The sequence below is a fragment of the Pauljensenia sp. C0254C2 genome (assembly GCF_056583835.1).
The window spans coordinates 32,609-43,443 of the sequence record NZ_JBWPJO010000012.1 but is presented as its reverse complement, the minus strand read 5'-3'; the positions used below and the strand labels follow the sequence as shown (position 1 = coordinate 43,443).

General features: G+C 59.7%; 10 protein-coding genes. All 10 read right to left on the bottom strand.

The features are described 5' to 3' along the window. Nucleotides 1-83: 83 nt before the first annotated feature. Complete coding sequence (gene nusB, locus AC1DA5_RS08740) at nucleotides 84-749, bottom strand: transcription antitermination factor NusB (RefSeq protein WP_480289931.1); 666 nt, start codon at nucleotides 747-749, stop codon at nucleotides 84-86. 2 nt (nucleotides 750-751) lie between these two features. Then, on the bottom strand, nucleotides 752-1,315 hold the full coding sequence (gene efp / locus AC1DA5_RS08735) for an elongation factor P (RefSeq protein ID WP_058236796.1): 564 nt from the start codon (nucleotides 1,313-1,315) through the stop codon (nucleotides 752-754). Between the two features lie 42 nt (nucleotides 1,316-1,357). After that, the gene (locus tag AC1DA5_RS08730) at nucleotides 1,358-1,891 is read right to left on the bottom strand and encodes a shikimate kinase (RefSeq protein WP_480289930.1); all 534 of its coding nucleotides are present in this window, start codon (nucleotides 1,889-1,891) and stop codon (nucleotides 1,358-1,360) included. Further along, entirely contained in the window at nucleotides 1,881-3,479 is a 1,599-nt protein-coding gene (gene aroB, locus AC1DA5_RS08725; protein ID WP_480289928.1) for a 3-dehydroquinate synthase, read from the bottom strand. Before aroB ends, AC1DA5_RS08730 begins: the two co-directional genes overlap by 11 nt. Then, nucleotides 3,476-4,687, bottom strand: a complete 1,212-nt coding sequence (aroC, locus tag AC1DA5_RS08720; protein WP_480289927.1) for a chorismate synthase — start codon at nucleotides 4,685-4,687, stop codon at nucleotides 3,476-3,478. Before aroC ends, aroB begins: the two co-directional genes overlap by 4 nt. Before the next feature lie 57 nt (nucleotides 4,688-4,744). Further along, a complete protein-coding gene (locus AC1DA5_RS08715) occupies nucleotides 4,745-5,440 on the bottom strand; it encodes a prepilin peptidase (protein WP_480289925.1) in 696 nt (231 codons plus the stop codon). Nucleotides 5,441-5,442: 2 nt separating this feature from the next. Then, nucleotides 5,443-6,327, bottom strand: coding sequence for a shikimate dehydrogenase (locus AC1DA5_RS08710; RefSeq protein ID WP_058236801.1), 885 nt, complete (start codon nucleotides 6,325-6,327; stop codon nucleotides 5,443-5,445). Beyond that, complete coding sequence (gene mltG, locus AC1DA5_RS08705) at nucleotides 6,293-7,441, bottom strand: endolytic transglycosylase MltG (RefSeq protein WP_480289924.1); 1,149 nt, start codon at nucleotides 7,439-7,441, stop codon at nucleotides 6,293-6,295. Before mltG ends, AC1DA5_RS08710 begins: the two co-directional genes overlap by 35 nt. A gap of 136 nt (nucleotides 7,442-7,577) precedes the next feature. Beyond that, nucleotides 7,578-8,075, bottom strand: a complete 498-nt coding sequence (gene ruvX / locus AC1DA5_RS08700) for a Holliday junction resolvase RuvX (RefSeq protein ID WP_480289948.1) — start codon at nucleotides 8,073-8,075, stop codon at nucleotides 7,578-7,580. A 24-nt stretch (nucleotides 8,076-8,099) separates the two neighbouring features. After that, nucleotides 8,100-10,790 (bottom strand): alanine--tRNA ligase, encoded by a 2,691-nt coding sequence (gene alaS, locus AC1DA5_RS08695; RefSeq protein WP_480289923.1) that lies wholly within the window; start codon nucleotides 10,788-10,790, stop codon nucleotides 8,100-8,102. Nucleotides 10,791-10,835: the final 45 nt, after the last annotated feature.

Genomic DNA, 10,835 nt, shown 5'->3' with positions numbered 1-10,835 from the left:
ACTCGCGCGTCTGTCGGCGGGCGCGCCGAGGTGACATTACATACGTGAAGGCCGCTCCCGTTTAGTGGAAGCGGCCTCCAGGCTCAATAGTCCGACAAGAGCTCGTCAAGCTCATCCATATTCATATTTTCAACATCCGCAAGGCTTGGATGCTGCTTTTCAACATCAGCAAAGCTCGGATTCTGCGTGTCAGCTTCGCTGCCGCTGTCCGGGTCAGGCTCGTCAGGACGTGCAGGCTCGCTGACGCTGTCCGGGTCAGGCTCGTCAGGACGTGCAGGCTCGTCCATCACACGCTCACGCGTCCACGATGGCGTCTCGAGGTCACGCCGAATCGCATCGAGCACGGCATTGACAAAAGCAGGCGAATCATCAGTCGAAATGGACTTCACGATCGACACCGCCTCGTCAATGACAACCAGCGGAGGAACGTCGTCCTCGTTCACAAGCAGTTCCCACACTGCAACGCGCAACACGGCCAGGTCAACGGCCGGCATCCGATCCAGACCGTGCACTTTTGCGTGTTGACGCAGCAATGTATCGATGTCGTGCAGGCGCTCTGCCACGCCCTCGATAATCTGCAGAGAGTATTCCGGTAGCGGTGTCTGCGCTGCGGTAACGACACGCCGCTCACGCAGAAGGTCGCGCAGAACTTCCGGGTTGCGACCCATACCGCGTTGGTCGGCCTCGTAAATGACGTCGGCTGCGCGCTTGCGGGCCTTGGTGCGGGCAGTGAAAGCGAAAGCGGACACGGTCAGTCAGTGACTCGTCCGGAGTATGTGCCGGTGCGGGTGTCAACCTTGATGCGGCTTCCTTCCTCCATGTACAGAGGAACCTGGATTTCATAGCCGGTTTCGAGCGTCGCTGGCTTGGTGCCTGCCGAGGAGCGGTCACCCTGAAGGCCGGGCTCGGTGTGCGTAATAGTCAGTGTCACAGTTGCCGGCAGGTCAATGAAGAGAACCTGGCCGTCGTGCTGGGAGACGATGACATCCTGGTTCTCCACCATGTAGTTCACGGCGTCGCCCACAGTTTCGCGCGGCACCATGATCTGCTCGTAGGTTTCCTGATCCATGAAGACGTAGTCATCGCCATCTTGGTACAGGTAGGTCATGTCGCGGCGATCCACAGTGGCTGTTTCGATCTTGACGCCTGCGTTGAACGTCTTGTCGACGGTCTTGCCGGACATCACGTTGCGGATCTTCGTGCGAACGAATGCAGGGCCTTTACCGGGCTTGACGTGCTGGAATTCGACAACCTGCCACAGCTGGCCGTCAATCACCATCACCAGGCCGTTCTTCAGATCATTTGTAGTAGCCACGTGCATTCCTTCACTCTCGACAAAACCTAATCGCCCGCTATCTTACAACGATTGAGCAATATTCCTCACCACGTCAGCGGGACTGACCCCAACCGTGTTCACACTCACGTCGACCAGTGGCGCATATGACTCCCGCAGTTCTTTCATCATCTGCGTCATCATCGCGCGCGGAGCGCCCAGGGCGACTGACCGAGGGGCGCCCATATTCTCTCGGCGTGCGATCTCTGCAGGGGTGGCAGCCAGCTCCACTACGGTTGTGCCGTTGCTGCGTGCTTTGAGCAGTGCGGCACGCACCCCTTCATCTGTCGGCAACGATGCGCTGAGGGTGACGATCTGACCACGTGCCTGGCCGTCTGGGCTGAGCAGACGAAGAGCTGTGCGCCGCTGCGCGTCTTCCAGGCGCGGATCGCGGCTCACAATCAGCTGGTGGATGGACAAATCCAGGTCACGTGAGACCACGGCGTCTGTCTCCATGAGACGCAATCCCAGACGGTCAGCCAAGAGCCGTCCCACCGTCGTCTTACCCGATCCTGTCACTCCAATAAGGACGACACTCGGTCCACTCTCAGTCAGCATGAATGCCTACCTTGCTCGCTGGAATGCGCAGCTGCTCAGGATCAACCACCTGCACAACCGGATGGCCACTACCGTCCAAAAGGACGAACCTGAGTTCGCCGTTGCGCACTTTCTTATCCAGCTTCATGATCTGGACAAGGTCGTCGAGGCGCGCACCGCTGTAGGACACAGGCAAGTCAAACGCGCTGAACAGGTCGCGGTGGAGCTGGACATCCTCGTCAGTGAGCATGCCGCGGGCGTGGGCGAGTTCGGCGGCAAAGATGCAGCCGACGGCCACAGCGTCACCATGTCGCCACGTGAAGTTTTCCTGCCGCTCAATGGCATGCGCGAGGGTGTGGCCATAGTTAAGAATTTCGCGCATACCGGATTCCTTGAGGTCGGAACTGACAACACGCACCTTGACGGCAACGGAACGCTCCACCAGTTCTCGCAGGTAGAGTCCGTGCGGATCGATCAGCACAGCAGTGTCTTCGATGTGGTCACGAATCAGGTCAATGATCGCGCGGTCTGCGATGAAACCGCACTTGATGACCTCGCCCATCGCTGAGCGCATCTGCTGGCTCGGCAGCGTGTCCAGCAGCGCGACGTCCTCGATCACAACGCGCGGCGTGTGAAATGATCCCACGAGGTTCTTGCCGGCCGGCGTATTGATACCGGTCTTGCCTCCCACCGCTGCATCGACCATGCCCAGGAGCGTCGTCGGGATCTGGATCACGTCCACTCCGCGCAGCCAGGTGGCGGCGATGAAACCTGCCAGGTCAGTGGTTGCTCCCCCGCCAATCCCAATCACGGTGTCTCGTCTGCCAATGTGAGCTTCAGCTGCTGCCTGCCACCCAGCTTCCGCGACCGCAAAGGTTTTTCCGCTTTCGCCATCTGGATGTTCCATGACGGCCACCTCAACACCTTGGCGCGTCAGGTTGTCAGCGATCTGGTCGACGTACTCGGCCACTGCCGGTGGGTGCACAATGAGGGTGCGTGACCCGCCGGGAACGTAGTGGGTCAACACCTGTGGCACAAGCGAGTGTCCGATCAGGACGTCATAGGGAGCAGGTCCGTCCACTGTCAGTGTCGTCACGTCACTGAACGTCATCATGATGTCCTCCACAACACGCTCCACTGGACCTGAATCCGAGGTCACACGTATGGTCGCCACTTCATCGTAGTAGCCTGCGCGTTCACTGCGTAGTCTGCGTAAAGCAGCATCGGCATCACCTGCCAGGAGCGGACGATGATTCTTGCCCGAGGTCCGGCGCACCAGTTCATCGTGGTCCGCGTCGATAAAAACAACGGTCTGACCTTTCAGCAGTTGCCGCACCTGAGGCGAGGTCACAGCTCCCCCGCCCAGTGAGATCACCGAACGGTGGTTCAAGACCAATTCGATCGCCTGACGTTCATATTCACGGAAAGCTGCTTCGCCCTCGTCCCTGAAGATATCAGTGACGGGACGACCCTGGGTGCGCACAACAATCTCATCAGTATCTTCGCACGGCACTGCGAGGCGTTCAGACAACAGCCGTGCGACGCGGGTCTTGCCTGCCCCCGGCAGTCCGACCAGGAAAATCGGCAGATGTGCGGGGATCGCGCTCATGCGCGCGTCTCGATAGCGGCCATGTAGGCTCGCAGATTGCGCCTGCATTCTTCCAGTGAATTCCCGCCCGCATGTGATTGAAGCGCCCGAGCCATGACGAGGGCGACCATCGCCTGCGCGATGACTGCTCCGGGGACAACCTGACACGTGTCGGAGCGCTGATGCAGTGCCTGCGCATCCTCACCGGTTGCCATATCCACGGTTCGCAACGAGTGCGGCACCGTGGAAATCGGTTTGAAGCCTGCGCGCACAATAATCGGCTGCCCGTTGCTGGTCCCGCCCTCAATGCCGCCCGCATGGTTGGAAGTTCGGGTCAGGTGGCCGTCGTCGGCATGAACTATTTCATCATGTGCGGTTGACCCAGGCATGCGTGCCTGCAGGAAGCCGTCACCGATTTCGACGGCCTTGACGGACTGGATGGACATGAGCGCACCGGCAAGCTGGGTATCCAGGCGTTGGTCAGCACTGACATGCGTGCCGATTCCGATCGGAACGTTGTAGGCGATGACTTCAGCAATACCACCGATCGTGTCACCGTTGCCTTGAGCCTTATCAATCGCCTCCGTGAATTCCTGTTCAGCCTGCGGATCCAGGGTACGTACGGGCGACTTATCAAGGGCCTGGGTTTCGCGCGGAGTCGGAAGCGTGGTGGAGCCAACATAGCGGTCTCCGACAGCAACGACGTGGCTGACCAGTTCAATTCCGGCAACCTGGCGCAAATATTCCTCGGCAATAGCTCCCAAAGCGACCCGAGCGGCAGTTTCGCGCGCAGAAGCGCGCTCGAGGATATTCCGGGCATCCTCGTGGCCGTACGACAGCATTCCTGGCAGATCAGCGTGTCCTGGACGAGGCCGAGTCAGGCGTTTATTGCGGGCAACTTCGCGCTCATCGCCGGTTCCGGCATTGACGAGCAATGCGTCGGGATCCACCGGATCCGCACTCATGACGGTTTCCCACTTGGGCCATTCTGTGTTCTCGATGGTCACGGCGATCGGAGATCCGAGGGTGGTGCCGTGACGAATACCGGACAGAATGTGCACGACGTCTTGTTCGAAGCGTTGACGTGCGCCTCGTCCGTATCCAAGGCGGCGGCGAGCCAATGCCTGCGTGATGGTCTGCGTCGTGCATGTGATGCCGGCGGGTAGTCCATCCAGGGTCGCGACAAGAGCCGGGCCATGTGATTCTCCAGCGGTGATCCATCTGAGCATGCTCCGAGTGTGTCACATTGAGCGACGTCGAAGCATCTCATTCCACTACCGTGTGCCTCACGCAGGTATCTGCCAGGACGGGATGATCTCCCACAGGACCAGTGCCAGCGCTGCTCCGCCAATGAGCCACGGGCCCAGAGCGACGCGGGTGCGGCCATGAGCTCCCAGCGCAATGATCGCCCACACCGCTGCGATGCCCGCTCCCACAAAACAGATGACCAGACCACCCAACGTGCATGCCCATCCGGGGATACCTGTCAGTGCACCCAGCACCGGCGCAAGTTTGACGTCACCGTAGCCTGCTCCGTGCGAAATCTTCGCTGACAGCCACAAGGGCAGAGTCCACATCACCATTCCGCCGATCATGGAGATCCACCACGTGTCGTTGACCTGTTGAGCGTACTCGCTGCAGAAAATGACTGACGCGATGCCGATGATGGCACCCCCAGCAAGGACGAGGGTGTAACGCGTGGGCAACTTATGGGTCTTGGCGTCAACGAACGCGCTCAGAGGCCCGATCATCGCAAGAGTGACGATCGCGGGCGCCATCGGTGAGGCATGCGCGGCAAGCAGGGTGACCATGCCGGTGAGGGCACAGACCCATACCACCGTCATGCGATTCATGGGCCTCATGTTGATGGCGGTGAAGTAGCGACGCTGAACGCGCCATCCTGCGCGGTTCAGCCACATGGCGATCGCGATCCAGACCATCAGCGACAGCGCCAGTGACAGCGCTCCAACATCGTTGCCCATGATCATGATGCTCGAGGTACTTCCGCTGCACGATACACCGCATCCATGACGGGTTCGACTCGGGGTGTTCGACTGGTCATCACGCGCACCTGCGCCAGTCCCTGGAATACCAGCATGTCGAGGCCGTGAGCAATGCGCGCCCCACGGTCACGGTAGGCCTGAACGAGTGGTGTGATAGTCGGTGCATACACCACGTCCAGCAGAGTCTGTTCGGATCGTGGCCGTACACGTGCGGCAATGTTGTCACACACGCCGGCGGGCATAGTGGAGATCACGACATCAGTTTCATCCAGGCTGGCGATGACGCGTTCAGTGTCATCCCACATGATGTGGGTACTGGTCACGCCCAGGCGGCTTTCTGCCATAACAACGGATCCTGGCCCCGAAAAGCGCCGCGCGACGATACGGACATCATCAACGTGCATGCTCTTCAGCGCAGCCAGCGCGGATGAGGCAGTTGCGCGGCCCCCCAGGATCGTTGCGCTGCGAATCGGCTCGAGTCCAGTGCGCGCTCGCCTGACAGCTTCCACGATGCCTTCGACATCCGTGTTCAGACCGGTCAGTACCCCGCCTGCCGGGACGACAGTGTTGATGGATCCCACTGCTTTGGCCAGCGGATCAACTACATCCATGAGCGGGGCAATGACCTGCTTACACGGCATGGTCACTGACAGTCCCAGACAGTTCGGATCCCACTGCTGGATCAGGGATGCAACGCCGTCCCTGTCGCATTCGATGCGTCGGTAGGCCCACCGTGGGTCACACCCCAGATCGTCCCATGCGGTCCTGTGCAGGACGGGTGACAACGAGTGCGCCACGGGCGACCCAATGACCGCCGCCCAGCGGCTCGTGTCAGCACTTTCCGGGATTGGCTTCGCAATATTCATCGAACTTTACCTTGTTCTTTTCCTGTTCCTCGTTCGTCGTCGCGAACAGGGTTTCACCGGTGTCAAGGTCGATGGTGACGAAATAAAGCCAGTCACCGGGTTCAGGATTGAGGACCGCGTTAATTGCTGTGGATGATGGCGAGGCGATGGGCCCCGGAGGCAGTCCCTTGATCAGGTAGGTGTTATACGGGTTGTCGTTGGCCAGGTCATCCTTCGTAGGAACGCCGCCATACTTGCCCACACCGTACAGGACGGTGGAATCCATCTTGAGCTGGCCACGAGTTTCACCTTCAGTGTCCTTCAGGCGGTTTTCAATGACGCGTGCCACCATCGGCATGTACTTTTCCAGGTGCATTTCGCGCTCCACAATGGAAGCTTTAATCAGGACGGTCTGGCGCTGGTCCTCGGGTACTCCTGCCTGATCCAGTGCGTCGACTCGCGCCTGAATCATCTCCGAGAGCAGGTCAGCAGGCGTATCGTCCTGAGATACCTCGTACGAACCTGGTTCAAGCCAGCCTTCGAGATTACCCTGAGCCTGCGCAGGCAGTCCCAGTGCTTCAGGGTTGTTGATGGCTTCCTGAATCGCCTCGTCACTGAAGCCGCTCACTTCACGCATTTTATCGAGAGTCTGCTTCAGTACCGAACCTGGGGTGACAGTCACGGTGTTTTCCGTACGGTTGGTTTCATCCAGCAACGCTGCCACGGCACCAGAAGCCGACATCTGTTTCTTCAGCTGGTACGTGCCGGGTTTGATGCCCGATGCCGCCTTATTTGCTTCAAACGCGCGGTTAAAGGCTGCAACTGACTTCACCACGTCGGCCTCGACAAGTTTAACTCCAATATCGGAACCGATCTCGCCTTTGTTAATGGTGACTTCGACGCTTCCTGAGCCGGGGCCTGGGTAGTCATCGCTTTGGTCCGCCACAACTCCGGTGGACTTCAGTGCAGACACGGCAACATACGCCGCTCCGCCCAGAACAGCCAGCACGGCAATGATGACGATAAAGGTCCGAATTTTGCGTCGAGTTCGACGTTTGCGCTGTTGACGAGCTGCATTGCGGCGCGCCTCGGCACTGAGTTGTGCACGGCGCTGCGCGCGCGTCGGTAGTTCCACACCACCTGCCGGAGTGCCCCCTGACGATGGGCGAGGTACACGCTGTGAGGGCTGAGAGGTCCTGGATTCTTGCGAGGTTTGCCGGTGACGGTGACGATCCCTTCGTGAAGGGAACGGTGGCCGCAATGGGTCTGAATCAGTCACGTTCGGCCTTTCCACTACTCAACGATGGATCTCCCAGAGACACGGTTTGCCCTGGCGGAGTCCCCGATATTCGTTCGCTCTCCAGCGCTAGCTCCAGAATAATCTGAGCCGCGACCTGGTCCACTATCTCCCGATGGCGGTGAGTTTCCACTTTACTGTCCCGGAGCCTGCTGTGAGCCTGATTGGAGGTTAAGCGTTCATCCACCATACAGATGCGTCCGCCACGCCAGCGTGCCGCAATTCGGTTGGCCACGCTGCGGGCCATATGGGCACTTTGTCCCTCTGTCCCCTTCAAGTGCCGAGGCAGCCCGACCACGATCTCAATCGGATCGTATTCATCGATGATGTCCAACAGATCATCGATTTCAGAATGATCCCGTTGAACATGAACGGTCTCCACCGGCAGGCACACGATCCCGCGTTCATCGGACCTGGCCACACCGATGCGCACGGTCCCCACGTCCAGTCCCAGACGTACTCCCGTTCGCATGCTCACCAGGTCTACCTTCCCTGTTTACTTCAGCGAGTCGGTGATCGCTGACAGGGCCTGATCCATATTCGTCAGATCACGACCGCCACCTTGGGCAACGTCATCACGGCCACCGCCACCGCCACCGAGAACCTGCGCAGCAGTGCGCACAAGCATTCCAGCCTTGACGCCGCGCTCACGCGCACTCTGGTTGGTTGCGACAACGATACTCGGCTTGGAGTCGATATCTCCGATCAGTGCCACCACCGCGGGCTCGCCCTCGCCCATCTTGTCGCGCACGGCGAGCGCCAGGGAACGCACGTTGTCGGCAGAACTCATCTGGCCGGCCGATGCGGCAACGGCGCGGATGCCATTGTGCATCGTGGCCTGAGCGATGAGCTGGTCGACATGTGCCAGCGCGCCGCGCGTTTCGGCCTCCTCGAGCGCTTTCTCTGCTTTCTTCACACGCGCCATCAGCTGTTCAACGCGCGAGGGCAGATCTTCGGGGCGCCCTCCGAGCAGCGATGACAGCTGCGAAACAAGGGCATGTTCGCGAGCCTGGAATCCGTAGGCACCAGATCCGACCAGTGCATCGATACGGCGCACACCGGATCCGATGGATGATTCACCCAGCAGCGCGATGCGTCCGATATGTCCGGTTGTGGGGACGTGAGTACCTGCGCACAGTTCCTTCGACCAGTCGCCGCCGATCGACACAACACGCACTTCGGAACCGTACTTTTCACCGAACAACGCCATAGCTCCAGTCTGCAGAGCCTGTTCGATTGGCATCACTTCATCCGTCACAGCCAGATCATCAGACAGCCGATCGTTGACCAGGGATTCAATGTCATCAACCTGACTGGCTTCCAGCGCACTGTTGTGGCGGAAGTCGAAGCGCAGACGCGACGGCGAGTTCTCCGATCCTGCCTGCGTAGCGTTGTCCGAGACGATCTGGTGCAAAGCGCGATGAATCATGTGAGTGGCGGTGTGTGCGCGCGCAATGGCGCGCCTGCGTTCAGTGTCGATCTCCGCCCACGCGTCGGCAGCGACAGAAATGGTACCTTCGACCAGTTCGCCGCGATGGACCGTCAGCCCCTTGATCGGAGCCTGCACGTCATCAATGCGGACCACTCCCCCGCCTTCTGCCACGCGAATGGTGCCGTGGTCGGGTTGCTGACCGCCCATCTCCGCGTAGAACGGTGTTTGGTCGAGGACGACCTCAACATGTGCGGGAGCTGTTGCTGCGGGCACTGACTGGCCATCCACCAGAATTGCTGCCACATGCGCGTCGGCTGCCATGTCCGTATATCCGAGGAACTGAGACTGCCCGCCCAGCTCATGTGCAATCTCGTGGAAAACGCGAACATCAACGTGTCCGGTCTTCTTGGCGCGAGCATCCTGGCGAGCACGCTGCTTCTGCTCGTTCATCAGCTCCGTGAAGCGCTGTTCATCCACGCTCACGCCCTGTTCGGCCGCCATCTCGAGGGTCAGATCAATCGGGAAGCCGTAGGTGTCATGCAGCGCAAACGCGTCTTCACCGCTGAGGGTGGCCGTCGAATGCGCCTCCTGGCTCGTTTCCCTGGCCTGCTTGACTGCCGCGTTCAGGATCGTCGTGCCCGAGGTGAGGGTGTGCATGAACGATTCTTCTTCACCGTACGCAACATCTGCGACAAGATCCCAGTTCGTCACAAGATCCGGGTACGACGGCGCCATGGCGTCACGTGAAACCGGCATCAGCGTCGGGAGTGAGGATGTATCGACACCCAGCAGACGCATCGACCGGATGGCTCGGCGCATCAGGCGCCGCAGAACATATCCACGTCCATCGTTTCCGGGTCGCACGCCATCGAGGATCAGCATCATCGCGGAGCGAATATGATCAGCCACCACGCGCATGCGAACGTCGTCATCGGCATCGTCATGGTAGTGGCGCCCGGACATCTCTTCGACGGCCTGGATGACGGGGTAAACCTCGTCAATTTCGTACATATTCGGCTTGTCCTGCAGGACGAATGCGAGGCGTTCGAGACCTGCACCCGTGTCAATGGCCTTGTCATCGAGTTCGCCCAGCAGCGGGTAGTCCTTTCCGCTGCCTTCGCCACGCATGTACTGGTCAAAAACGAGGTTCCACAGTTCGAGGTAGCGGTCGCCGCCCGGGTCAACGGTGCCGCCCACAGCTTCGGGACCGTATTCAGGGCCGCGGTCGTAGTGCCACTCACAGCACGGACCGGCTGGCCCGGGCTGGCCTGTATCCCAGAAGTTTTCCTCGCGTGGAAGCTTGACGATGTGGCGCGGATCCATACCGACCTGTTTGGTCAGCACGTCGTAGGACTCGTCATCATTCTCCCACAGCGTCGTCCACAGTCGGTCTGCGTCCAGGCCGTACATGCCGTCCTTTTGCGAGCCGGTCAGCAGGTTCCACGCCAGGTGGATCGCACCTTCCTTGAAGTAGTCACCGAATGAGAAGTTTCCGTTCATCTGGAAGAACGTGCCGTGTCGCGTGGTACGTCCAACGTTGTCGATGTCGTTGGTGCGGATGCACTTTTGCACCGATGCAACGCGCGGCCACGGCGGCGGTTCAACGCCGGTGATATACGGAATGAACGGCACCATCCCCGCGATCGTGAACAAAATCGATGGATCGGGAGAAATCAGTGAAACTGATGGACGAATTTCGTGATCGTGTGCAGCGAAGTAGTCGAGCCAGCGGGAACGAATCTCAGAGGTGCGCATGTGTCCTCATCGTATTGGAAAAGTAGAGGGAAAGCGAGATACACC

Coding starts and splice junctions, on each gene's coding strand:
- ruvX (WP_480289948.1), bottom strand. CDS start 8,075: ATGCGAACGGGAGTACGTCTGGGACTGGACGTGGGGACCGTGCGCATC.
- alaS (WP_480289923.1), bottom strand. CDS start 10,790: ATGCGCACCTCTGAGATTCGTTCCCGCTGGCTCGACTACTTCGCTGCA.
- AC1DA5_RS08715 (WP_480289925.1), bottom strand. CDS start 5,440: ATGGGCAACGATGTTGGAGCGCTGTCACTGGCGCTGTCGCTGATGGTC.
- aroB (WP_480289928.1), bottom strand. CDS start 3,479: ATGAGCGCGATCCCCGCACATCTGCCGATTTTCCTGGTCGGACTGCCG.
- aroC (WP_480289927.1), bottom strand. CDS start 4,687: ATGCTCAGATGGATCACCGCTGGAGAATCACATGGCCCGGCTCTTGTC.
- AC1DA5_RS08710 (WP_058236801.1), bottom strand. CDS start 6,327: ATGAATATTGCGAAGCCAATCCCGGAAAGTGCTGACACGAGCCGCTGG.
- AC1DA5_RS08730 (WP_480289930.1), bottom strand. CDS start 1,891: ATGCTGACTGAGAGTGGACCGAGTGTCGTCCTTATTGGAGTGACAGGA.